This is a genomic window from Aquimarina sp. AD1 (genome assembly GCF_003443695.1).
Lineage (GTDB): Bacteria > Bacteroidota > Bacteroidia > Flavobacteriales > Flavobacteriaceae > Aquimarina > Aquimarina latercula.
Window position 1 is genome coordinate 2,287,990 of record NZ_CP031966.1, and the last position, 22,230, is coordinate 2,310,219.

The window sequence follows — 22,230 nt, forward strand, 5'->3', positions numbered from 1 at the left end:
TAAAATTACTTAAAAAAGGAATCTACAAATTCGTATTTATTAAATACCTGAAGATCTTCAATCCCTTCTCCTACACCAATATATTTTACAGGAATCTGAAATTGATCACTAATTCCAATAACCACTCCTCCTTTTGCCGTTCCATCCAATTTAGTTACAGCTAATGAAGTTACTTCTGTAGCAGCTGTAAATTGTTTTGCTTGCTCAAATGCATTTTGACCAGTAGAACCATCTAAAACTAATAAAACATCATGAGGAGCATCTCCTACTACTTTCTGCATCACTCGCTTTACTTTGGTTAATTCATTCATCAAGTTTACTTTATTATGTAATCTACCGGCTGTATCTATAATAATCACATCTGCATCTTGATTTACTCCTGACTCTAACGTATCAAAGGCAACAGATGCTGGGTCACTACCCATATCTTGCTTTACAATAGGAACATCCACTCTATCCGCCCAAACTTGCAACTGGTCGATTGCGGCCGCTCTAAACGTGTCAGCTGCGCCTAAAACCACTTTTAAACCTTTTTTATTAAACTGATAAGCCAATTTACCTATAGTAGTAGTTTTTCCAACACCATTTACGCCTACCACCATTAAAACATATGGTTTTTTATTTGCTGGAATCTCAAAATCCGTAGCTTCTCCTGAATTAGTTTCAGAAAGTAAACCTGCAATCTCTTCTCTAAGAATTTGATTTAATTCTTCTGTCCCCAAATATTTATCCTTTGCTACGCGGTTTTCTATTCTTTCTATAACTTTTATGGTAGTTTTCACTCCCACATCACTAGTAACCAAAACTTCTTCAAGGTTATCTAATACATCATCATCTACCTTAGATTTACCGGCAACTGCCTTACTTAATTTAGAAAAAAAGGTGGTTTTAGATTTCTCTAACCCTTTATCTAGGGTTTCTTTTTTCTCAGAAGAGAATATTTTTTTAAACAAACTCATGTGTTATATTCAGAATGCTAATAAGTTAAATATGGATATATCCATAAAATCGTATAAATATAAAAAGAAAGAGCCATTCCAATAAAATTGAAACGGCTTCTTTTTAAAATATTTTCTTACGAATTACTTTTTCTTAAAAAAGTCATTTACTGCATCAGGCTGCATAATAGACTCTACAAAAGTATATGCTCCCGTTTTTGGAGATTTAACCATCTTAATAGCTTTGGTCAATCTCTTTGATCCTGTCTGTAACGATGCTACTGATTTCTTTGCCATTGTCTTATTTTATTTCTTTATGAACAGTCATTTTTTTAAGAATAGGATTAAATTTCTTTATTTCCATTCTATCAGGAGTGTTCTTTTTGTTTTTCGTTGTAATATATCTTGATGTACCTGGTTTACCAGAAGCTTTATGCTCTGTACATTCTAAGATTACCTGAACTCTATTACCTTTCTTTGCCATTATAGTATCTTTTTAGAAGCTGAATTATTTTGTTAAGAAACCTTTAGCTTTTGCTTCTTTTAAAACAGCAGCAATACCGTTTTTATTTATATTTTTTAACGCTGCAGTAGACACCTTAAGTGTTACCCAACGATCTTCATCAGGAATATAAAAACGCTTTTTTATTAAATTCGCGTTGAATTTACGTTTTGTTTTATTCATCGCATGAGAAACGTTATTTCCCACCATCGCTTTTTTACCTGTAAGCTCGCAAACTCTTGACATCTCTTCTTAATTTTGGTATTATTTCAAAACAGGGTGCAAATTAACGAATTATTTACCGAACCACCAATAATAGTTTTGTAATTTTTTCTGTTTTTTCAAAAAAAACTCATTTAAAGTATTACAACGCTACTATTAAAGAGGTTAATGTAAAAAAGCACCTTATAATCAGGTAATACAAAGATACCACTATTAGTTTTTAACTACATCAACACTTTCTATTTAAAAACACGTATTTATACCTGTATAGTAAATCAAAGATTAGAATTAATTTTACACCAGTTAGTTTTCATAACTGTAACTAACTACTTGATATGGGGTAATTGAGTAGTAAACAAGCGGATCTTAGGATCCGCTTTTTTTGTACTAAAGTTTAGATCAAAAAATCAAACTCCAAACACTGTTAAGGAAAACATAAAATACCTTATTATTTATTACCATTATATACCGTCTAAATTGTATATTAGAAAAAAATAATGCGATGCTACCGGACAACAATAATAATTTCATTCGTACACATGAGCTTGATATAGGGTCTTTTCATTTTTATAAAAATTACTTAGTTTCTGAAATGAAAGAGGGAGCTTCCATAAATTATGACAAAGCAAATAAATTATTTTTGTTAGCAAAGGAGTATTATGGAATCAGCACCCCTTTTGTATACATTACGAATAGAATCAATTCTTACTCTTTTGAACCCACTACTCATTTCAAATCCGGGAAGTTATTCCCAAATTTAAAAGGATATGGTGTCGTAACTTACAATGCAATTAATAACAAAATAGCTTCTTTAGAACAATCCTTTCTTGATGTTCCAACCAAAATATTTGACAATCTAAAGGAAGCGGTACTTTGGGTAGACGAAATAATTACAGTTGATTAAATCCATCATTACACCTGATTGTATTTAATTATTTTTAAAAAATTAACTAAAAACATAAAACTGTATTGTTTTAAAGCTGTTAAATCGACCTTTTCTATGAAAATGAGTATATTACAACGGTAATTGGAAAACATTTTATTTAGACATGATTCATGATTTTAACAAAAAGCTTCTTCACAAGCATGAGCTTGCTATTGGATTATTTTACTTTTATAAGAATCATATTATTTCTGAAGTAAAAGAAGGAGTTACCCTAACCTTCGAAAATTGCAGTGAATTATTTGAGATAATTCATTCTTATTATGGAATCTCTACTCCATTTGTATACATTTCTAATAGAAAAAATTCATATTCCTTTGTTCCTACTGGGCATTTTAAATCATCTAAATTATTTCCCAACTTTATTGGGTATGGTGTAGTAACTTATGATGCTATTAACACCAAGGTAGCAACTCTTGAACAGTCTTTCCTAGAAAATGAAACTAAAATTTTTGATGATCTCAATGAAGCTTTGTTATGGGCACAAGAACTTATTAAACCACTATCAGATCTTGATTAACCTTTAAACTAACATAAGTTAAATACACTTAAGCTTTTTACAAAAAAGCAATGTCCTCAATATCTAAGTCAATAGCATCTAATTTATAAGTAGCTGATTAGCATCTTAAACAACTAAAACGTTTGAAATTCACAAAAAATTCATAAAATATTGAAATTCAGCATTTAAAAAGAAATTATCTACTTAAGAACTCGACCGATTCATAACTAATAAAAAGACAAAAGTTATGACCATCAACACAAACAACACTTTAATAGAACGATATGACCTGAAACTAGGTACTTACTATATTTATGACAACTATATTATTGCAGAAATAAAAGAGGGGGTTACCATTACATTAGGAAAGCTTCAGGATCTCATCCCTATAGTACAAAAACACTTTGGAAACGGACAACCATTCACATACATATCTAATAGAATAAATTCTCACTCTATAATCCCAACGGATTATTTAGATTGTCCATTTTTATATATGGATAATTTTAAAGGATACGGAGTAATTACTTATAACCTATTAACTGAAAAATCCACTGAAATTGAAAAGCATTTTGCACAGAAACCATTTTATAATTTTAGTAATTTAGAAGAGGCGATCATATGGTCAAAAGAACTACTAAATGGTTAACAAAACTAGCTCAATTCATCAAGAAGAAGCTCAAAAGATTTATTAACAGCCTTACCTATAGTGCGCTCTCTGTTATTGCTAAATACAAATTTCTTAGAAAAAACTCTTTCTGGTGTGGCTATCGCAATAAAAACTGTTCCCACTTCGACATCACCATCTCCTTTTGTTGGACCAGCGTTTCCTGTTGTAGCAATAGCATAATCGGATTTAAATTTATCTTTTGCACCCAACGCCATAGCCTCTGCAACTTCTTTACTTGTAACAGTAAACTGTTTTATTATTTCCTCTGAAACCCCTAAAATATCACTTTTGGATTGAGTAGCATACGTTACTGCTCCTCCTTTAAAAAATGAAGATGTCCCAGGATAAGAAGTAATAGACTGTGCAATTTTACCTCCTGTACAACTTTCTGCAACAGCAAGAAAATGTCCTTGAGAGGTCAATATTTTACCAATTAACACCTCAATAGATTCATCTTCTTCATAACCAACAATAATATCACCAATAAGAACCTTTAAATCAACTATTCTTTCTTCAATGGTATCAATTAACAATTTCTCATTTGTTCCACGTGCAGAAAGTCGCAATCTAACTCTTCCTAGATTTGGTAAATAAGCCAATTTAATAAAGGCTGGTAAATCATCTTCCCAGGCCTCTATTTTTTCAGCAATTGCACTTTCTCCTAGTCCATAAGTCAGCACTGTCTTATGAATTATAAATGGTCTATCAAATCGTTCTTGAAGTTTTGGCAACACCTCATCCTTCATAAGGTTTTTCATCTCAAAGGGAACGCCTGGCATAGACACAAAAACTGTCTCATCTTTCTCCAACCACATACCAGGAGCTGTCCCATATTGATTCATCAATACTATGGAAGTACTAGGAACAAGTGCCTGCATTCGATTAATATCAGTAATTGGAGTTTGTATATACTTTGCGAAAATCGATTCGATATGTCGTAAAACCTTTTCATTTTGAACCAATGCATCATCAAAAAATTCACAAATAGTATGCTTCGTAATATCATCCTTAGTAGGCCCTAAACCACCAGTAATAAGCACAATATCCACTCTGTTTTTTGCTTCTTCTAGTGCATTGAGAATATGTTGCTTATCATCTTGAATAGAAGTAATCTGATAAACATCAACACCTATTTTATTAAGTTCTTTTCCTATAAAAGCGGAATTAGAATCTACAATCTGTCCAATAAGAATTTCGTCTCCTATGGTAATTATTTCTGCAAGCATATTTATTGAAAATCAACTTTCAGGTCTTCAATTGCACCATTAACAGTTGCCGTAATATGATCAAGAATAGAAGATATTTCAGATTGATCCATACCAGATTTTGACCAAGCTTCAACTTGTTTAATTTCTTTTAAAAGATCAATTCCAAATAATTGTAGATTAGGTTTCATTTTATGAGCGAATTGATAGGCAGTCTTAGGATCGTTATCTTTAACTGCTTGCCCCATACCTTCAAGATCAGGAGGTATTTCCTCTAAAAACGTTTGAACCAATACTGTTATAAATTCATCATCACCACCTGATAATTCATTTACACTCTCTAAGCTGTAACTTTTACTCATTTACTTAATTATAATTGAAAAAAATTATTATCCTTCTATAAAACCAATCAATAAATATTGTGCTTTTATTGCAAACCTTCTAATTGGTCTTCCCGTAAAGATAACATCTCCAATCTTCAAACTAAAATATTTCATTGATTATTCTTTAATCAAATTATAAAATAACGAGTTCAAAAGATCTATTATAACTATAAATATAGGTTATCCTAATATAAAAAATTTAACAAACTTAAACTAAACTAAAATATACTTTATTATTTGTTAAAACAATTTGTTAGTCTTAACTAACTTTTTAAATTTGCCGAAACTAATAAAGAAGCCATAGTATTTAATTATGAAACCATTTCTATTCTTTTTAACCATAATAAACTCTTATTTATTAATAGGTCAAACAGGAAACCTAAAAGGCAACATTAACACAACTGAATCTTCATTACCTTATGCTAACATAACAATATCGAACCCTTCTTTTAATACATATACATCTGCGGATGGAGACGGCTTTTTTGAAATAAAAAATATTCCTACAGGAGATTACCACATAAAAATCAGCTCTTTAGGACATCAGACTTTGACAGAAAACATTACAATAACAACTAATAATCCAGTAAAAAAATTCATTCTTAGAGAAGATCGTTTAAATCTAGATCAAGTCGTAGTAAGCGCCACTAGAAATAGAGTAAATCGAAAAAACGCTCCTGTGGTTGTAAATGTTTTAAGTCCAAAACTACTAGAAGCTACCCAATCAATATCAATCTCCGAGGGTTTGAACTATTCTCCAGGGGTTAGAGTCGAAAACAATTGTCAAAACTGTGGATTCACCCAAGTAAGACTTAATGGATTAGATGGTAGTTACACTCAGGTATTAATAAATAGCAGAGCTGTTTTTAGTGCACTAAATAGTGTTTATGGACTAGAACAAATACCTACCAACATTGTTGAACGTATTGAAGTAGTAAGAAGTGGCGGTTCCGCCCTTTATGGTTCTAATGCTATTGCAGGAACCATAAATATAATAACCAAAGATCCAGTTCTAAACACATGGGAAATAGGAACATACCTAGGTCTTATAGATGGAGAAATTCCTGATCGCTCTTTAAACTTCAACGCATCTCTTGTAAGTGATGATTTAATGTCTGGAATTACAGTATTTGGATTAAATAGAGACCGAGAAGAGTTTGATGCTAATAATGACGGATTCACAGAATTAACAACGCTACAAAATACTACTTTTGGGCTAAAAACATTCCTAAAACCAAATGATCGAAGTAAAATTTCATTAGACCTAACCACTATTAAAGAATATCGTCGTGGAGGAGATCGTCTTGACCTTGCTCCTCATTTTACGGATATTACAGAAGAACTAGATCATAATACTTTTTTAGGAGGTTTAACATACGAACTAGAAAACAAAAAAGGAACAAACAACTTATCAATCTACACCTCTGGTCAATATACTGACAGAGATAGTTATTATGGTGGATTAGGTGGTTCTAGAACTAGACAAGATAGTATTCTTGCGCTAAACTCATACGGGATTACCAAGGATTTGGCTTTGCTTACAGGTTTTCAATTCACTCAAAATTTAAAAAATAAGGATATTATTACAATAGGAACGGAGTACAACATTAGCGATACCGAAGATATTATTGCAGGATATAACCGATTAATTGATCAACAAGTTCATACTATTGGTTCTTACGCTCAGTACGAGTGGAAACCGAACAACGATTTCACAGCACTTCTAGGAACTAGACTCGATTATGTAAATGTTGATGGCGCATACAATATAGGCGGAATTTCTCGAGACGTCTCTATAAAACAAACTGTACTAAGTCCAAGAATAACTATATCGTACAACATTCTTAATTCTTTAAAATTTAGAGGAGGGTATGCTAGAGGATTTAGAGCCCCACAAGCGTTTAATGAAGATTTGCACATCTCATCAGTTGGTGGAGAACCTCAGTTTGTCATTTTATCAGAAAACTTAGATACAGAATTTTCTAATGCGTTTACAGCTTCTTTAAATTACACAAAAAACATACAAAAGGTTCAAGCAGACTTTTTACTTGAAGGATTTTATACAAGTCTTGAAGATCCTTTTACTTTAGTTAGCACCGGTGCAGTTCTTGAAAACGGTTCTATTCTTGAAGAAGTAAGGAATGGATCAGGAGCGAAGGTATTTGGAACTAATTTTGAAATCGGTATATCTCCATCAAAAGAATGGCGATTCCAATTAGGCGGAACCGTTCAAAAAGCATCTTATAATGAAAGTCAAATACTTTTTGAAACAGATGGTAGTATACCCGGAGAAAATAATGTAGCTGTAAACGAATTCATAAGAAACCCGAATACGTATGGCTATCTAAATACATCCTGGATTCCTAGCGAGCGATTTAATATAGATGTTACTGGTACTTACACAGGAGGAATGACAGTTCCTAGAGTTATAAGTGAATCTGGTTTTTTAGATCTAGTAGATACAGATTCATTTTTTGATATGAATTTAAAACTTGAATATCACTCAGATATTTCGGATAACTTTCAAATTACATTTAGCGGAGGTATTAAAAACATATTTAATAGCTACCAAGATGATTTTGATATCGGACCACTTCGGGATTCTGATTATATTTATGGTCCTGGAACTCCTAGAACATTCTTTATAGGGATAAAATTTGGTAAACTTCATTAGTTATGAAATTTTTAAAAATCATACTGTTCTTTTTCTTGATAATAATCTTAAAAACAGAAGCTCAAGAAAACAAAACCATTAATTGGATCACTTTTGAGCAATTAGATGATTCTCTTGCCGTAAAGCCAAAAAAAGTAATTATCAATTTTTATGCAGATTGGTGTGTTTACTGTAAGAAAATGGATCGAGTTGTATATACCAAACCAGAGATTATAGAAAAAATATCTAAGGATTATTATGCCGTAAAAATGGATGCAGAGAGCAGAGATACAATTAATTTTGACCGTTCAATTTTCACAAACAAGAATTATACTACCTCGAGAAATGCAATCCACGAAATTCCAGCATTATTAGCATCTAGAAAGGACACTACTTTCTCTTTACCTGCAATTATTTTTTTAGACGAAAATTTTACGGTAAGAAAACGTTATTTCGAATATATGAGTCCAAAGAAAATGTTATCAACACTTTAGACTATTTTACTTTAATTGAAAAAAATTCCTTTTCTTCGATATAGCCTTTCAGGTTATCATTTGTTTTTACCGCTCCTACGCCCGCCGGCGTACCTGTAAAAATAATATCTCCAATTTTCAAGGTAAAATATTGTGACACATAAGCTATAAGCTCATCAATTTTCCACAACATTAATTTTGTATTTCCTTCCTGTACAATTTCTTCGTTTTTTTCCAAGCGGAAATTGATATTATTCACATCAGAAAACTCATTTTTATCAATCCATTTCCCTACTACAGCCGCGCCATCAAAAGCCTTAGATTTTTCCCAAGGCAATCCCTTTGCCTTAAGCTTACTTTGTAAATCTCTTGCTGTAAAATCTATCCCAAGTCCAATTTTATCATAATATTTATGAGCAAATTTTTTATCAATATACTTTCCTAATTTTTTAATTTTTACTAAAATTTCTACTTCATGATGTATATCATTAGAAAAATCAGGAATAAAAAAAGGCTGTTTCTTTAAAAGAATTGAAGTGTCAGGTTTCATAAAAACCACTGGATCAGTTGGTTTTTCATTTTCCAATTCTTCTATATGATCCGTATAGTTGCGCCCAATACAAATAATCTTCATAAAAATTGGTGATAACAGTTATAGCTTAAGACTATTATTTAACTTACGAAGTCTTACAGCTGTAAGCACTTTTTTGGTATATAAAGGAAAATCAGCATTCTGCAACCAACCAAAATAACCTGGTTCATTTTCCATTACTTTTTCGACTAATTTACCTTTATGCTTTCCAAAAGAAAATATCTCTCTTCCTTCTTTGTCATAAGCAATAAAGCCAGCGAAATCCGCAAATTGCTTTCTAGAACTAAACTCTGCTAAAAATTTTGTGTCATTTTCTAATTCTGGATATCTATCTAACTGTGCTTTTAAGACTTCATACGTTGCATTGGTATCAGCCTCAGCAGAATGTGCATCTTCTAAATCTTTATCACAGTAAAACTTATAAGCCGCAGCCAAGGTTCTTTTTTCCATTTTATGAAAAATCGTCTGAACATCTACTGCTACTGTATTTTTCATATCAAAATCTACATCAGCACGTAACAATTCTTCTGCCAATAAAGGAATATCAAACCTGTTAGAATTAAAACCTCCCAGATCACAACCCTTTATCATATCACTAACTATACTTGCTAATTGTTTAAAAGTTGGTTCATTAGCTACTTTTTCATTTGTAATCCCGTGTACTTCTGTAGTTTCTGGCGGAATTGGCATCTCTGGATTAACAAGCCAAGTCTTACTCTCCTTATTTCCATTCGGAAAAACTTTAAGAATAGAGATTTCCACGATTCGATCTTTAGAAATATTTATACCGGTTGTTTCCAGATCAAAGAAACAGATCGGTCTTTTTAACGTAAGCTCCATAAATTGATTGTGTGCCTCAAAGATAATAGGTATATGCCACAATCCGCAATAGTCTTGTTTTTTTTAACATTTATTATTAAATCACAACACCTTTACAAATACATTATCCGCAAATTTTCTAGTTACTGTTTCTATACTATTGTTAAACTGAATTCGAATAGACTTATCAAACTCTCGTACTTCGAGCACCTTAATTTCACTACTTAACGCTAATCCTATTTCTGAAACAAATCTCAAAAAATTAACAGAACCATCATTTACAGCAATCAACTTGCACACAGCACCTTCTTCTAATGAGGATAGTGTGATTTTCGGAACTACTTTATACTCACCTTTTGAAGTAGGAATTAGTTCTCCGTGTGGATCTTTTTCTGGGAAATCCATAAACCGATCTAGCTCATCAATCAGTTTGTACGATTTTATATGCTCTAACTGCTCTGCCACCTCATGGACCTCATCCCAACTAAAGTTTAAGTAATTATATAAAAAAGTTTCCCAAAGCCTATGTTTTCTAATCAATCTAACAGCAATAGCTCTGCCCTCTTCTGTTAATTCTAATTTCCCATACTTCTCACTTACTACATAATTCTTTGCTTTCAGTTTTTTAATCATATTATTAGTAGAAGCTGGAGACACTTTAAGATATTCCGCTAATTGATTATTTCCAACCTTTACAGAATTATCTTCTACTAATAACTGAAAAAGAGCTTTTAAATAATCTTCTTCGCTTTTTGTTAAATTATTCAAATTTAATTTGTTAGTCATGGCTAACTTTTTTAGTTTTGCTATTATAATTAAACAAAAATACTAAACCTAATACAATTATAAGGTATCCAACTATAGCCTCTTCTCATTAAGTTTTTTTGGATATCTTTTTTAAACATAGTTTTAGCCTAAAATTAAAACACCACTATTGAATTAAAATTTAAAATGATCAAAAAAACCGCAATATTTCTAGCATTAACAATTACCTTGTTTTCTTGTAAAAAAGAAGAAAAGAAAGTAAATCAAAAATTAAATGTAGTTACAACGACTACTATGATAACCGATTTAGTAAAAAATATTGGGGGAGATTTAATAACTGTCGAAGGGTTAATGGGATCTGGTGTTGACCCACACCTATATAAAGCTAGTGAAGGTGATGTTACCAAATTAGTTAACGCAGATGTTATCTTTTATAATGGACTGCATCTCGAAGGAAAATTAGTAGAAGTATTTGAGAAAATGGGGAGTCAAAATATAAAAACTATTGCAGTTGGCGAAGTTTTGGACAAAAGCATTCTTATTGGATCTGATTATTTTGCTTCTAATTACGACCCTCATATCTGGTTTAATGTAAATAATTGGAAACAAGTAACTTTATTTACTATTGAAAAACTAAAAGAATTAGATCCTAAAAACGCTGAAGTTTTTGAGACTAATGGGAAATCATATCTAAAAAAATTAAATGTTTTAGAAAGCAACATAAAAACTACCATCGAAACCTTACCTAAGGACAAAAGAATATTGGTAACTGCTCACGATGCTTTTAGTTATTTTGGCAAAGAATACGCCTTTAATGTGGTTGGTTTACAAGGTCTATCTACTGCCACGGAAGCTGGCGTACAAGATGTTCAGAAGTTAGCTGCTTTTATTATAGAAAACCAAGTAAAAGCTATTTTTGTTGAAACCTCAGTACCAAAACGTACTATTGAAGCGTTACAAGCTGCAGTGAAATCTAAAGACCACGAAGTAATAATTGGCGGTACTTTATATTCTGATGCTTTAGGAAACCCTGGAACTATTGAGGGAACATATATAGGAATGTTTGAATACAATGTAACCACCATTGTAAATGCATTGAAATAATGAAAGAAAAGATAGCTGTACAAATAGATGACTTAACAGTTGCATACAATTACAAACCCGTGCTATGGGATATTGATCTTGCTATCCCTGAAGGAGTTTTAATGGCGATTGTGGGACCCAATGGTGCCGGAAAATCTACACTAATCAAGTCTGTGTTAGATATCATCAAACCTATAGCAGGAAGTGTAAAGATCTATAAAAAGCCTTATAAAAAACAGCGGTCTTTAGTTGCTTATGTCCCACAAAAAGGAAGTGTAGATTGGGATTTCCCCACAACAGCACTTGATGTGGTGATGATGGGAACTTATGGAAGTTTAGGTTGGATTAAAAGACCAGGGCAAAAACAAAAAAAGTCAGCGCTCGAAGCTTTAGAAAAGGTAGGAATGCTTGCATTTAAATCTAGACAAATTAGTCAGCTTTCTGGCGGACAACAACAACGCATTTTTCTTGCTAGAGCATTAGTCCAGAATGCATCTATCTATTTTATGGATGAACCTTTTCAAGGGGTTGATGCTACTACTGAAAAAGCAATTATCAATATCCTGAAAGAACTTAGAAGAGCTGGAAAAACGGTAATTGTAGTACATCATGATTTACAAACAGTTCCTGAATATTTTGATTGGGTTACATTTTTGAATGTAAAAAAAATTGCAACAGGACCTGTGAAAGACATTTTTAACGATGATAATCTTACGAAAACATACGGAATAAATTATAAAGTAAGCGTCCAACAATAATACTATGGATATCCTAGAATACATACAGCTTGTCTTTACTGATTACACCTTGCGTACTATCACATTAGGAACTGCTGTTTTGGGAGCTATATGTGGCATGTTAGGAAGTTTTGCCGTATTAAGAAAACAAAGTCTTTTGGGTGATGCAATTTCCCACGCCGCATTACCGGGAATAGCTATAGCTTTCTTAATTATCGGAGCAAAAAACAGTAATGCCTTTTTACTAGGTGCCTTAGTCAGTGGTTTGGTTGGTAGTTTCTGGATAAGAGGTATTATAAAAAAAACACACCTTAAATCCGACACAGCACTTGGTTTAATTCTTTCTTTATTTTTTGGCTTTGGAATGTTATTACTTACTTATATCCAAAAACTCCCGAATGCTAATCAAGCAGGACTGGAGAATTATCTTTTTGGACAAGCTGCAACATTATTAGAAAGTGATGTCTGGATGATGTCTTTAGTAACTGGAGTTTGTCTTGTTGTCTTATTATTATTCTGGAAAGAACTTAAAATATCATTATTCGATAGTGATTATACCAAAACATTAGGTTTTAATGTTAAGTTTTTAGATATACTAATTACTACATTTATTGTTATTGCAATTGTTCTAGGCTTACAGACTGTCGGGGTAGTTTTAATGAGCGCTATGATTCTTGCTCCTGCAGCCGCAGCAAGACAATGGACCAACAGTCTATCAATTATGGTAATTCTTGCTGCTATCTTTGGTGCGTTTTCCGGAGTTATCGGAACAGCTATAAGTGCTAGTCATAATAATCTGTCTACAGGCCCAGTGATCGTTTTAGTTGCAGCGGTATTTGTATTAGTTTCTTTTATATTTTCTCCTGGTAGAGGACTTCTATTTAGAGAAATACGTTTCAGAAAAAACAGAAACGATCTGCAACTTCATAAAACCCTTTCATTTATGTATAATATTGCCCGTGATCACGAAGATATTTCGCATCCACACGCAATCAAAATACTTAATAACTTTCAGGGATTTACCAAACGATCCTTACAAAAATTAGAAGACAAAGATTATGTAAAAATCGAAGGAAATATGTGGTCTCTAACCTCTTCGGGATACAAAACTGCTTCGAACTTATACAATCAACTAACACAAGTAAACGATGAGTAGTGCGCAGATTGAAATACAATTAATTGCTAGTCTTGTTGCTATTGCTTGTGCTATTCCTGGTACATTTTTAGTATTACGGAAAATGGCTCTAATTACGGATGCAATTAGTCATTCTATCTTACCAGGAATTGTAATTGGTTTTTTTATCACACATGATCTATCTTCTCCTTTACTAATTTTACTCGCTGCGCTAAGCGGAGTTCTCACTGTAGTTTTAGTAGAGTTTATTCAAAAAACTGGTTTAGTGAAAGAAGATACCGCTATTGGATTGGTTTTTCCTGCTTTATTTAGTATCGGTGTTATAATGATCGCACAAAATGCCAATGATGTACATCTTGATATAGATGCCGTATTACTAGGAGAGTTGGCTTTTGCTCCTTTTGATAGACTTATTATCAACACAATAGATCTGGGTCCTAAATCTTTATGGATTATCGGAACTATCCTTTTAACAACTTGTGGTTTGCTTTTTGCTTTTTTCAAAGAGTTAAAAGTAAGCACATTTGATGCCGGCCTTGCCGCTGCCTTAGGACTATCACCGATCGTAATGCACTATGGTTTAATGACTATAGCATCTATAACTACAGTAGGAGCTTTTGATGCGGTTGGAGCCATTTTGGTAATTGCATTTATGATAGCACCGGCAGCTACTGCTTATCTATTAACCAATGATCTAAAAAAAATGATCCTTCTAGCCTGTATTTTTGGTGTTATTTCCGCCATTGTTGGATATTGGGTCGCTCACGGGCTAGACACTTCTATTTCTGGCTCCATGACTAGTGTACTTGGTATTTTATTTCTAGTAGTATATTTATTTGCTCCAAATAGAGGGTATTTCTCTGTTATTTACCGACACAGACAACAACGTATCGAAGTTTCATTACTAACTTTTCTACTGCATCTTGGTAATCATGCAGATGACGAAACTGAACGACATGTAAAACACCTTAATGAGCATATCAATTGGCAAAAAGTAAAATCTAAATCCGTATTAGATTTAGCTCTTAAGAATAATATGATCGAAATTAATGACGATATCGTTTCCTTAACAGAAAAAGGACAGCATTTCACTACTGAAGCTATTGATTATATCATAACTAATAAGAATTCTGAAATTGAGAAAATGAAAGATCGTTTTTTCTTATTTAGAGGTTAGTATCTATTACTAGGAGTGGGCTGTTTTTTACTTTTAAAAAAGTAAATTACTTATCTTTATAAAAACTAAAACTTGTTTTGAAGATCCTTTTTTACTTTTCCTTTCTTTTTACATTATTAAAAACCACAACGGCTTTTTGCCAAAAAGAATTAGTTTATTTAGTAGAAGACGTTCAAAAAAAACGTAGTGTTATCTATGTTCAAAATGATACTAACTCGGATAAAAGCGTTTTTCTTAAAATAGATCCTATTGGTTACCGCAGAAGAGCACAACGCCCTATTCTTAAGAACATTCCAGCTAAAAGTAAAGTACAAATGTTAATACTAATTCCCTTAACAGATAAAGAATCATCTTATACATATAACCTTATTGTTAATGATAAGTTAGAAAATATAAATACTAGAAGGCAAAAAGAAAAACCGAAAGAAATACAATCACGAACTGTAGCTAATTACAAACTCTTTATCTACACTGATCAAGGTTGTAATCGATGTGATACATTAATAAAAAAACTAAAGGAAAAGAAAATACAGTTTTTAGAAGTCGATATCGATAGTAAAAATAATTTACTATCCCCTGTGTTCTGGCGGAACATGTTAGAAAAAGGGTATACCAGAGAAAACATAGAATTACCATTTGCCAAAAAAGATAAAAAAACGCATTATCCCATTACAAATTTTGATGTTTTTATTGAAGAGATCACAAAGAAACCCAAACAAAGGAAAAGAACAAGTTTTTTTTAGAACGAACTTAAAATTCAAATACTTTTAAAAAAGTAATAGCCACTTATTATCTAAACAATACATACTACTATTTATAAGATCTGTTTAAAATTCTACACCTTAAAGGTAATTACCTCAGTAAATAATTGATCTTTATGTAACTCAATAACTCTATATCCAAATGAATTATTATTAACTTTAATCTCATTCGGATCTTTTTCTACCTGATAAGATGCTGCTGGTGTAATATATTGCATTATATTATTAAACTTTTGATAATCTTCCATATGATAATGTCCTGAAAAAAGTATAATTTCATTTGGATTTTTTTCTAATAAAGTTTGAATCTTCTCTCTTCCTTTTAAAGAGAATTTTTTATCTATAATAGCAGGAATAGGTAAAACAGGATGGTGAATAAATAATACTATTTTTTTTGAAGTAACCAACGCTGACTCCAACCATATTAATTGTTTTTCACTAGCTACATCGGTACTAGAATCTAAAAAAATAAACCTAAAAAAATCATCCTCTCTATAATAAAAAAGCTCATTAGAATCTATTAGAAAATCATTTTTGTAGTACTCTATTACCTCGGAAAAGTAATCATGATTTCCCAAAGAAATAGATACTTTATACTTTTGTAAAGTATCAAAAAACCAAGAATTAGATGATTTCTCTCCTATATCACCACCATAAATAACTTCATCAATATTTTTTGAATCAATATCTTCTAAAATTGTCTTCCAATTGTTTCGGGCATTTACACCTAAGCCTTTAGGATATTCTTCATCTATATGAGCATCTGTAATATAAGCTATCTTTTTGACCATACCTATAGATATTAACTACGAAGTTATGCAGTTTAATACGCTTCTCAAAAGTATTTTTAAAAATATCTAAAGACATTTTTTATACTTTTTTACTTGCATTTGACACTTAACACTTTGTTTTCTTTTTTTGCATTAGCATCCATAGCTGCACCAATTGCTAACCCCAAAGACATACCTATTGTCATTCCAAAAGTCATTCCATAGATCAACCCATTAGAACCACAGAAAACTACTCCAAAAGTCATCCCTAAGCTCATTCCAAGACTCATACCTAAACTCATACCAATCGTCATATAATACCCTTCGGATATCAAAGAAAATTCCTTTTTTAAATAGGTTATAAACTCACTAAGTCTTTTGTTGTAGTATTTTTTCCTGTTTTCTCTTGGTATATCTATATCAAATGCATCTAATTTACTTTCTATAGCACGTAATTGGTCTTCAGATAAACCTCTACTCTCTAACTGAGATAAAATACTAATGAACTTTTTATACACCTTTATTTCTGATGTTTCGTCAGTTTCTGTAACCAAGTTCTTAAAAAATTTAGATGCTTCCTCAATAGTCATAGGTATAGCGTTTTAATATTTAAAATTAGACACCACCTTATTAGTAGTCATACGATTTTATTTGTTACAATATTAAAAAGAAACTTACCGTATATCTATTATTATTAAATTATATAGAAATATCAAATTTCTTTTGTCAATCAAGCTTCACTAGACACTTTATCCACAATTCTATAAAAGAATAATGATATGACGGTAAAATTATTTAAGACCTCAAACTTATCTCAAAAAAACTTATTTTTTTGATCTATTAAATTGTTCTATCAACTCTTTTATTTCATCTTCATCATACTTACGAGAAAAGTGTACAGGAACCGCATTTTTTATTTCACAAGCCTTCATAATCTATGCTGATTTTGAAGCATAACTATAATTATTTTTTCTACCAATTCGCAATCTTCATAAGGAGTACTTTTCATCTCTACCGTAAAGATGTTTTCGTTATTCACCTCATCTTCTACCCTAAATAATCTAGTCCAAAACTGTTTTATTAAACAAAAACTGTTCTTTGATAATTAATTCTCTTGTTTTATAATCAGTTCAGACTTATTAGATATCCAAACATTGTCTCCTGTATTATTTTCCGACCTCAATCTTAAATAAATATTTATTTCCTCCTCCGGTAATGATTCAACAAGATTGTTAGAAATCACATTTTCGTATTCAGTATTTCTTGTAGCAAGAACGGAATTACTTATCGTTCTAAAATTAGTAGCATCATACAATTCAACAATTGCACTATTATTACTGTTGTCAGACTTAATACTCGCTGTATAAACAACGGATCTTAATTTACTCCAATTTCTTTTATCAAATTTTATAATGGCTGGATACGTATTTATATAGTTACCAGAAGTACCGGAAGCTCCACCATTATTATTATGAAGTATAATTCTCGTTTCTTTTGAAATTGGATCATCAATTCCCCCACAAACAAATTTGGTTGTTTCTATTTCATTTGTTTCTAAAACAAAATTCGAATTGACATCTAAACCTAACTCTATTTTAATACCTCCATATTGACAGTTTGAGCCAGAATCTTCCTTAGAAAACACTGTTAAGGAATTTAATCCCGAAACACCATTCTCTCCATCCTCTGGTTCGCAACCACTTAATATTAAAACAGATATAAATAAGAAACTTAATTTTATAATATTTTTCATAGTGATCAAAAAAAGTGTTTGTGTTATTAACGTTTTATAACTAATTCAGCCTTTCTACCCATATACACAGTCGTACCTTCATTTTCTGAACGCAATCTTAATGATATATCTATTTCTTTTTCAGGAATAGAAGAAATTATATTTTCTGAGATCATTAATATTCCAGGATAATTGGTACTATTGTTAGTAAGAACACTATTAGCTATAACCTCCCCATCCGTTTCATTAAATAATTCTACAAAACAACTATTATTAGAATTTTCCGAATATATCCAAGCTACATAATAAATTGAAGACGCATTTTCCCAATTTTTTTTATCAAATTTTATTATTTCACCCATTTTCCTTCCTTCTACAGAACTAGTTCCAGACGCACCGGATCCGTTACTAAATAAAACTAACCTTGTTTCATCTTGATAATCACTATTAAATCCATCACACAAGAAAGTTGTCGTTAACACCTCGTTAGTTTCAAGAATTGTATTTGAATTTAAGTCTAAGCCATTTTCAATTCTAACCCCTCCATTTTCACAATTTGCTCCGCTAGGCTCATCATTTAATATTGTAAGATTACTTAACCCAGGAACACCATCAGTTCCATCTTCCGGAGAACAACTTAACAACATCGTTCCTAACAATACACACAAAAAATAATTTACTTTTGAGAATCTCATACATTTTAAAATTTAAATATTTATTAGAGTTTAACATATGTATCATTTAGAAGGAAAATGTTACCCTATTATATGCATTTATTGTATAAAAATCAGAATATAGGGAATAGGAGTATTTCAAGAACTAACACGTTTATATGTCTTCTAATCAAAACATCTTGGTAGTAATTAAATATTATAAAATAAAAAAACCGCATAATACATATGCGGTTTTTTTATTTATAAATTATAGTATTTCTTAAAACTCTCTATTTACATCAAATGCTTCGAGATAGTCCTTTACTCGTTGCACAAATTGTCCTCCAAGAGCACCATTTACAACTCTATGGTCATAAGAATGCGATAAGAACATTTTATAACGAATACCAATAAAGTCTCCATCAGGTGTTTCAATCACAGCAGGCACCTTGCGAATAGCTCCTAACGCTAAAATAGCAACTTGTGGCTGATTAATAATTGGAGTTCCCATAATACTACCAAAAGTTCCTACGTTAGTAACTGTATAAGTTCCTCCTTGAATATCATCTGGTTTTAATGCATTATTACGCGCTCGGTTTGCCAAATCATTCACAGCTTTGGTCATTCCAACTAAGTTTAACTGATCTGCATTCTTAATTACTGGAACAATTAAATTACCATCTGCCAAGGCAGCTGCCATTCCTAGATTAATATTTTTCTTTTTAATGATCGTATCCCCAGAAACAGAAATATTAATCATTGGAAAATCTCTAATGGCTTTTGCTACAGCTTCCATAAAGATTGGAGTAAAGGTTAAGTTTTCTCCTTCTCTCTTCATAAAATCACCTTTCACCTTCTTTCTCCAGTTCCAGATATTAGTTACATCTGCCTCAATAAACGATTGTACGTGTGCAGAAGTTTGTACAGAATCTACCATATGATGCGAAATCAATTTCCCCATTCTGGTCATTTCTATAATCTCATCTTCTCCCGATGCAACTACTGGTGTAGCTTTGGGAGCATCCATTTTCTTAGCTGGTGCTGCAGGAGTATTTTTTTGTTCTTTTAATACTGGTGTTGAAGGAGTCGCAGTTTTACCAGCTTTTCTATCTTCTACAAACTGTAAGATATCATTTTTAGTAACTCTACCATCTTTTCCAGTTCCAGATATATTTTCTAATTCTGCTACAGAAATTCCTTCTGCCGCAGCTATATTTTTAACTAATGGAGAATAAAACTTAGAACTTTCGGAAAAATCAGCTTTTGTAGTAACCGTTTCAGTTACTGCAGCAATATCGTTTTCTATAACTTGAGCTGCGGTTTCAGGTGCAGCTACAACTTCTTCTTTAATTTTTTCTGGAGATGCATCTGTAGCAACTTCTCCTTCTGTTTCAATAATAGCAATTGTTTGACCAACTTTTACTACATCGTCAACATCAAAAAGCTTTTCAACCAATACTCCTTCTACCTCGCAAGGGACTTCGCTATCTACTTTATCCGTAGCAATCTCTAATACTGCATCGTCCATTTCGATAGTATCTCCAACTTCTTTTAACCAAGTTGTTATTGTTGCCTCTGCAACACTCTCACCCATCTTCGGAAGTTTAAGCTCAAATTTTGCCATATTCTTAATCAAAGGTATTTATTAGTTATGTTTTTTGCGAAATTAATAAAAGTTAAGCTCTTAAATTAATTTTTATTTACTAAAGTTTCTTTAAAAAGTAATTACCTCTCCTTTTCCATCACTAAAATCACTTCCTAATATAAAATCACATCCTACTGGTTTAATCTTAAAAGTCATATTTGATTTTCTCAAAATTTGCATTTCTTTTATTATTTCACCAAAACTTAGTAACTCGTTGTCAAAGATAAGTTCGTTATTAGTATATCCCAAATTCTTTACAGCTTCCAATGAAATAAACTTCACTTCTTTTTGCAGCACCTCACTAAGTCGCTTCTTCAAACTATGATTCTCCGATACTAAATAATAAGTATCAATCACACGCTTTTCTTTATGATAACTTTTAAACGACTGAATTATAGAAGTCAAACGTATTCCTAGAGATACAATGAAGTCCAAGAACCAATTACTCTTAAAGTGTTTTCTATAAAACAATCGCATTGCTCCATAAAAACGTTTTATGTATTCTGCGTTACGATCTGTACTTTCTCCTTTATAATGAATTACAGGAATTGTTCCTATATAGTAGTTTTGTAACCCTTTCTTTTTCATTTTATATGAGAGATCAATATCCTCTCCATACATAAAATAATCTTCATCAAAACCTTTTACTGACTTATAGTCTTTTTTTCTTACCAGAACAAAAGCCCCAACTAAAATATCAACAGCTGCAATTCCAGTTTCAGGTATATGATCTGCATAATAATTTTTCACTTTGCCTAATTTAACACCAAACAATCTTCGAAAAGAAGTCAAAGGAGATGGCACATTTCTCTTACTTTCTGGAAGAAAATTACCAGTACCATCAATAAGTTTTGGGCCTAACATGCCCATATGTATTAACTTTTCTGATGTCGAAATAATATTTACAAACGTATCTTCAGCTACTACAGTGTCTGGATTTAGGATACAGATATATTCACCTTTTGCTAAATCAACTCCTTGATTGTTAGCCCTTGCAAACCCAACATTATCATTGTTTTCTACCAAGAGAATTTTAGGAAAACGTTCTTTAACCATAGCACAACTATCATCAGGAGAATTATTATCAACAACAATAATCTCTGCATTTAAATCAGTTACGGCTTTCTGAACACTTAAAATGCATAGTTCTAAAAAATAACGAACATTATAATTAAGGATGACTACAGATAATTTCAGAAGATCAAATTTTAAAAATGAAACAAATTAGGAACTCTTCAATGCGTTTTCAAAAGGAATTCTATTAATAATACTTCTACCTAAAGTCACCTCATCGGCATATTCTAACTCGTCATTTACACCTATTCCCCTAGCAATAGTAGCTATTTTAATATCGACACCTTCTAATTGTCTATAAATATAAAAATTCGTAGTATCACCTTCCATAGTAGCACTTAAAGCAAAAATTAATTCCTTTACTGCTCCCGATTTTACTTTTTCTACCAATGTATGGATTTTAAGATCCTGAGGGCCAACACCATCCATTGGGCTAATTTTTCCACCCAAAACATGATATAAACCTCTATACTGGTTAGTACTCTCTATCGCCATAACATCTCTAATATCTTCCACCACACAGACAATATCTTGTATCCTATTAGGATTACTGCAGATATCGCATATTTCTACATCACTAATACTATGACAGTTTTTACAAAACTTCACATCTTCTCTTAACGTACCCAACGCTTTTACCAAATGCTGTGTTTGCGTCTCCGGTTGTCTCAAAAGATGTAAAACCAATCGTAACGCAGTTCTTTTACCAATCCCTGGCAACTGAGACATTTCATATACTGCATTTTCCAATAATTTTGACGAAAATTCCATAGCGATACAAATGTAATAAAATAGTCTT

The 22,230-nt window shown here is 31.8% G+C and carries 26 protein-coding genes; 10 read left to right on the plus strand and 16 right to left on the minus strand.

What is annotated here, in order from left to right; all coding sequences use genetic code 11:
* Nucleotides 1–5 precede the first annotated feature (5 nt).
* The 4 genes from ftsY to rpmB form a co-directional block, all read right to left on the minus strand.
* Nucleotides 6–959 carry a signal recognition particle-docking protein FtsY gene (ftsY, locus tag D1815_RS10175; protein WP_027395523.1) on the minus strand — a complete coding sequence of 318 codons (954 nt, stop codon included), beginning with the start codon at nucleotides 957–959 and terminating at the stop codon, nucleotides 6–8.
* A 123-nt stretch (nucleotides 960–1,082) separates the two neighbouring features.
* On the minus strand, nucleotides 1,083–1,235 hold the full coding sequence (locus tag D1815_RS10180; protein ID WP_081415706.1) for a DUF4295 domain-containing protein: 153 nt from the start codon (nucleotides 1,233–1,235) through the stop codon (nucleotides 1,083–1,085).
* 4 nt (nucleotides 1,236–1,239) lie between these two features.
* A complete protein-coding gene (gene rpmG / locus D1815_RS10185; RefSeq protein ID WP_027395522.1) occupies nucleotides 1,240–1,422 on the minus strand; it encodes a 50S ribosomal protein L33 in 183 nt (60 codons plus the stop codon).
* A gap of 24 nt (nucleotides 1,423–1,446) precedes the next feature.
* On the minus strand, nucleotides 1,447–1,686 hold the full coding sequence (gene rpmB, locus D1815_RS10190; RefSeq protein ID WP_027395521.1) for a 50S ribosomal protein L28: 240 nt from the start codon (nucleotides 1,684–1,686) through the stop codon (nucleotides 1,447–1,449).
* Nucleotides 1,687–2,164: 478 nt separating this feature from the next.
* Here rpmB and D1815_RS10195 point away from each other — a divergent pair, with 478 nt between their 5' ends.
* From D1815_RS10195 to D1815_RS10205, 3 genes are all read left to right on the plus strand, one after another.
* Nucleotides 2,165–2,566, plus strand: a complete 402-nt coding sequence (locus D1815_RS10195) for a hypothetical protein (protein WP_051336356.1) — start codon at nucleotides 2,165–2,167, stop codon at nucleotides 2,564–2,566.
* 145 nt (nucleotides 2,567–2,711) lie between these two features.
* Entirely contained in the window at nucleotides 2,712–3,125 is a 414-nt protein-coding gene (locus D1815_RS10200) for a hypothetical protein (RefSeq protein ID WP_118386823.1), read from the plus strand.
* 226 nt (nucleotides 3,126–3,351) lie between these two features.
* Nucleotides 3,352–3,753, plus strand: coding sequence for a hypothetical protein (locus D1815_RS10205; protein ID WP_051336355.1), 402 nt, complete (start codon nucleotides 3,352–3,354; stop codon nucleotides 3,751–3,753).
* A 5-nt stretch (nucleotides 3,754–3,758) separates the two neighbouring features.
* Here D1815_RS10205 and D1815_RS10210 read toward each other — a convergent pair whose 3' ends face one another.
* The gene (locus D1815_RS10210; RefSeq protein WP_118386824.1) at nucleotides 3,759–5,000 is read right to left on the minus strand and encodes a competence/damage-inducible protein A; all 1,242 of its coding nucleotides are present in this window, start codon (nucleotides 4,998–5,000) and stop codon (nucleotides 3,759–3,761) included.
* Nucleotides 5,001–5,002: 2 nt separating this feature from the next.
* Entirely contained in the window at nucleotides 5,003–5,341 is a 339-nt protein-coding gene (locus tag D1815_RS10215; RefSeq protein ID WP_027395517.1) for an Hpt domain-containing protein, read from the minus strand.
* Nucleotides 5,342–5,675: 334 nt separating this feature from the next.
* Here D1815_RS10215 and D1815_RS10220 point away from each other — a divergent pair, with 334 nt between their 5' ends.
* Both D1815_RS10220 and D1815_RS10225 read left to right on the plus strand, forming a co-directional pair.
* The gene (locus tag D1815_RS10220) at nucleotides 5,676–8,036 is read left to right on the plus strand and encodes a TonB-dependent receptor (protein ID WP_118386825.1); all 2,361 of its coding nucleotides are present in this window, start codon (nucleotides 5,676–5,678) and stop codon (nucleotides 8,034–8,036) included.
* 2 nt (nucleotides 8,037–8,038) lie between these two features.
* A complete protein-coding gene (locus D1815_RS10225; RefSeq protein ID WP_118386826.1) occupies nucleotides 8,039–8,509 on the plus strand; it encodes a thioredoxin family protein in 471 nt (156 codons plus the stop codon).
* A 1-nt stretch (nucleotide 8,510) separates the two neighbouring features.
* Here D1815_RS10225 and D1815_RS10230 read toward each other — a convergent pair whose 3' ends face one another.
* From D1815_RS10230 to D1815_RS10240, 3 genes are all read right to left on the minus strand, one after another.
* Nucleotides 8,511–9,122: a fumarylacetoacetate hydrolase family protein gene (locus tag D1815_RS10230; protein ID WP_027395514.1), complete on the minus strand. Its 612-nt coding sequence runs from the start codon at nucleotides 9,120–9,122 to the stop codon at nucleotides 8,511–8,513.
* 18 nt (nucleotides 9,123–9,140) lie between these two features.
* On the minus strand, nucleotides 9,141–9,920 hold the full coding sequence (locus D1815_RS10235) for a 3'-5' exonuclease (protein WP_118386827.1): 780 nt from the start codon (nucleotides 9,918–9,920) through the stop codon (nucleotides 9,141–9,143).
* Nucleotides 9,921–10,001: 81 nt separating this feature from the next.
* Nucleotides 10,002–10,685, minus strand: a complete 684-nt coding sequence (locus tag D1815_RS10240; RefSeq protein WP_027395512.1) for a metal-dependent transcriptional regulator — start codon at nucleotides 10,683–10,685, stop codon at nucleotides 10,002–10,004.
* Nucleotides 10,686–10,850: 165 nt separating this feature from the next.
* Here D1815_RS10240 and D1815_RS10245 point away from each other — a divergent pair, with 165 nt between their 5' ends.
* The 5 genes from D1815_RS10245 (at nucleotide 10,851) to D1815_RS10265 (ending at nucleotide 15,539) form a co-directional block, all read left to right on the plus strand.
* Complete coding sequence (locus tag D1815_RS10245; RefSeq protein ID WP_118386828.1) at nucleotides 10,851–11,768, plus strand: metal ABC transporter solute-binding protein, Zn/Mn family; 918 nt, start codon at nucleotides 10,851–10,853, stop codon at nucleotides 11,766–11,768.
* The gene (locus D1815_RS10250) at nucleotides 11,768–12,505 is read left to right on the plus strand and encodes a metal ABC transporter ATP-binding protein (RefSeq protein WP_118386829.1); all 738 of its coding nucleotides are present in this window, start codon (nucleotides 11,768–11,770) and stop codon (nucleotides 12,503–12,505) included. The genes D1815_RS10245 and D1815_RS10250 overlap by 1 nt, the downstream gene beginning before the upstream one ends.
* A gap of 4 nt (nucleotides 12,506–12,509) precedes the next feature.
* Nucleotides 12,510–13,640 carry a metal ABC transporter permease gene (locus D1815_RS10255; protein WP_027395509.1) on the plus strand — a complete coding sequence of 377 codons (1,131 nt, stop codon included), beginning with the start codon at nucleotides 12,510–12,512 and terminating at the stop codon, nucleotides 13,638–13,640.
* Complete coding sequence (locus D1815_RS10260; RefSeq protein ID WP_027395508.1) at nucleotides 13,633–14,796, plus strand: metal ABC transporter permease; 1,164 nt, start codon at nucleotides 13,633–13,635, stop codon at nucleotides 14,794–14,796. The genes D1815_RS10255 and D1815_RS10260 overlap by 8 nt, the downstream gene beginning before the upstream one ends.
* A 77-nt stretch (nucleotides 14,797–14,873) precedes the next feature.
* Complete coding sequence (locus D1815_RS10265) at nucleotides 14,874–15,539, plus strand: hypothetical protein (RefSeq protein ID WP_118386830.1); 666 nt, start codon at nucleotides 14,874–14,876, stop codon at nucleotides 15,537–15,539.
* A 92-nt stretch (nucleotides 15,540–15,631) separates the two neighbouring features.
* On the opposite strand, the gene D1815_RS10270 is transcribed toward D1815_RS10265, so the two are convergent.
* From D1815_RS10270 to recR, 7 genes are all read right to left on the minus strand, one after another.
* Nucleotides 15,632–16,348: a metallophosphoesterase gene (locus D1815_RS10270; protein ID WP_035086678.1), complete on the minus strand. Its 717-nt coding sequence runs from the start codon at nucleotides 16,346–16,348 to the stop codon at nucleotides 15,632–15,634.
* Nucleotides 16,349–16,437: 89 nt separating this feature from the next.
* Nucleotides 16,438–16,917: a hypothetical protein gene (locus D1815_RS10275; RefSeq protein WP_118386831.1), complete on the minus strand. Its 480-nt coding sequence runs from the start codon at nucleotides 16,915–16,917 to the stop codon at nucleotides 16,438–16,440.
* A gap of 515 nt (nucleotides 16,918–17,432) precedes the next feature.
* The gene (locus D1815_RS10280; RefSeq protein ID WP_027395504.1) at nucleotides 17,433–18,080 is read right to left on the minus strand and encodes a hypothetical protein; all 648 of its coding nucleotides are present in this window, start codon (nucleotides 18,078–18,080) and stop codon (nucleotides 17,433–17,435) included.
* A gap of 26 nt (nucleotides 18,081–18,106) precedes the next feature.
* On the minus strand, nucleotides 18,107–18,754 hold the full coding sequence (locus D1815_RS10285) for a hypothetical protein (RefSeq protein WP_147404174.1): 648 nt from the start codon (nucleotides 18,752–18,754) through the stop codon (nucleotides 18,107–18,109).
* Nucleotides 18,755–18,992: 238 nt separating this feature from the next.
* Nucleotides 18,993–20,336: a dihydrolipoamide acetyltransferase family protein gene (locus tag D1815_RS10290; RefSeq protein ID WP_027395502.1), complete on the minus strand. Its 1,344-nt coding sequence runs from the start codon at nucleotides 20,334–20,336 to the stop codon at nucleotides 18,993–18,995.
* Nucleotides 20,337–20,426: 90 nt separating this feature from the next.
* A complete protein-coding gene (locus tag D1815_RS10295) occupies nucleotides 20,427–21,554 on the minus strand; it encodes a glycosyltransferase family 2 protein (protein ID WP_118386832.1) in 1,128 nt (375 codons plus the stop codon).
* A gap of 27 nt (nucleotides 21,555–21,581) precedes the next feature.
* Nucleotides 21,582–22,202: a recombination mediator RecR gene (gene recR / locus D1815_RS10300; RefSeq protein ID WP_118386833.1), complete on the minus strand. Its 621-nt coding sequence runs from the start codon at nucleotides 22,200–22,202 to the stop codon at nucleotides 21,582–21,584.
* Nucleotides 22,203–22,230: the final 28 nt, after the last annotated feature.

Excerpts from the sequence above, each read along its gene's own strand:
- ftsY (WP_027395523.1), bottom strand. The coding sequence starts at position 959 with ATGAGTTTGTTTAAAAAAATATTCTCTTCTGAGAAAAAAGAAACCCTA.
- D1815_RS10180 (WP_081415706.1), bottom strand. The coding sequence starts at position 1,235 with ATGGCAAAGAAATCAGTAGCATCGTTACAGACAGGATCAAAGAGATTG.
- rpmG (WP_027395522.1), bottom strand. The coding sequence starts at position 1,422 with ATGGCAAAGAAAGGTAATAGAGTTCAGGTAATCTTAGAATGTACAGAG.
- rpmB (WP_027395521.1), bottom strand. The coding sequence starts at position 1,686 with ATGTCAAGAGTTTGCGAGCTTACAGGTAAAAAAGCGATGGTGGGAAAT.
- D1815_RS10195 (WP_051336356.1), top strand. The coding sequence starts at position 2,165 with ATGCTACCGGACAACAATAATAATTTCATTCGTACACATGAGCTTGAT.
- D1815_RS10200 (WP_118386823.1), top strand. The coding sequence starts at position 2,712 with ATGATTCATGATTTTAACAAAAAGCTTCTTCACAAGCATGAGCTTGCT.
- D1815_RS10205 (WP_051336355.1), top strand. The coding sequence starts at position 3,352 with ATGACCATCAACACAAACAACACTTTAATAGAACGATATGACCTGAAA.
- D1815_RS10210 (WP_118386824.1), bottom strand. The coding sequence starts at position 5,000 with ATGCTTGCAGAAATAATTACCATAGGAGACGAAATTCTTATTGGACAG.
- D1815_RS10215 (WP_027395517.1), bottom strand. The coding sequence starts at position 5,341 with ATGAGTAAAAGTTACAGCTTAGAGAGTGTAAATGAATTATCAGGTGGT.
- D1815_RS10220 (WP_118386825.1), top strand. The coding sequence starts at position 5,676 with ATGAAACCATTTCTATTCTTTTTAACCATAATAAACTCTTATTTATTA.
- D1815_RS10225 (WP_118386826.1), top strand. The coding sequence starts at position 8,039 with ATGAAATTTTTAAAAATCATACTGTTCTTTTTCTTGATAATAATCTTA.
- D1815_RS10230 (WP_027395514.1), bottom strand. The coding sequence starts at position 9,122 with ATGAAGATTATTTGTATTGGGCGCAACTATACGGATCATATAGAAGAA.
- D1815_RS10235 (WP_118386827.1), bottom strand. The coding sequence starts at position 9,920 with ATGGAGCTTACGTTAAAAAGACCGATCTGTTTCTTTGATCTGGAAACA.
- D1815_RS10240 (WP_027395512.1), bottom strand. The coding sequence starts at position 10,685 with ATGACTAACAAATTAAATTTGAATAATTTAACAAAAAGCGAAGAAGAT.
- D1815_RS10245 (WP_118386828.1), top strand. The coding sequence starts at position 10,851 with ATGATCAAAAAAACCGCAATATTTCTAGCATTAACAATTACCTTGTTT.
- D1815_RS10250 (WP_118386829.1), top strand. The coding sequence starts at position 11,768 with ATGAAAGAAAAGATAGCTGTACAAATAGATGACTTAACAGTTGCATAC.
- D1815_RS10255 (WP_027395509.1), top strand. The coding sequence starts at position 12,510 with ATGGATATCCTAGAATACATACAGCTTGTCTTTACTGATTACACCTTG.
- D1815_RS10260 (WP_027395508.1), top strand. The coding sequence starts at position 13,633 with ATGAGTAGTGCGCAGATTGAAATACAATTAATTGCTAGTCTTGTTGCT.
- D1815_RS10270 (WP_035086678.1), bottom strand. The coding sequence starts at position 16,348 with ATGGTCAAAAAGATAGCTTATATTACAGATGCTCATATAGATGAAGAA.
- D1815_RS10275 (WP_118386831.1), bottom strand. The coding sequence starts at position 16,917 with ATGACTATTGAGGAAGCATCTAAATTTTTTAAGAACTTGGTTACAGAA.
- D1815_RS10280 (WP_027395504.1), bottom strand. The coding sequence starts at position 18,080 with ATGAAAAATATTATAAAATTAAGTTTCTTATTTATATCTGTTTTAATA.
- D1815_RS10285 (WP_147404174.1), bottom strand. The coding sequence starts at position 18,754 with ATGAGATTCTCAAAAGTAAATTATTTTTTGTGTGTATTGTTAGGAACG.
- D1815_RS10290 (WP_027395502.1), bottom strand. The coding sequence starts at position 20,336 with ATGGCAAAATTTGAGCTTAAACTTCCGAAGATGGGTGAGAGTGTTGCA.
- recR (WP_118386833.1), bottom strand. The coding sequence starts at position 22,202 with ATGGAATTTTCGTCAAAATTATTGGAAAATGCAGTATATGAAATGTCT.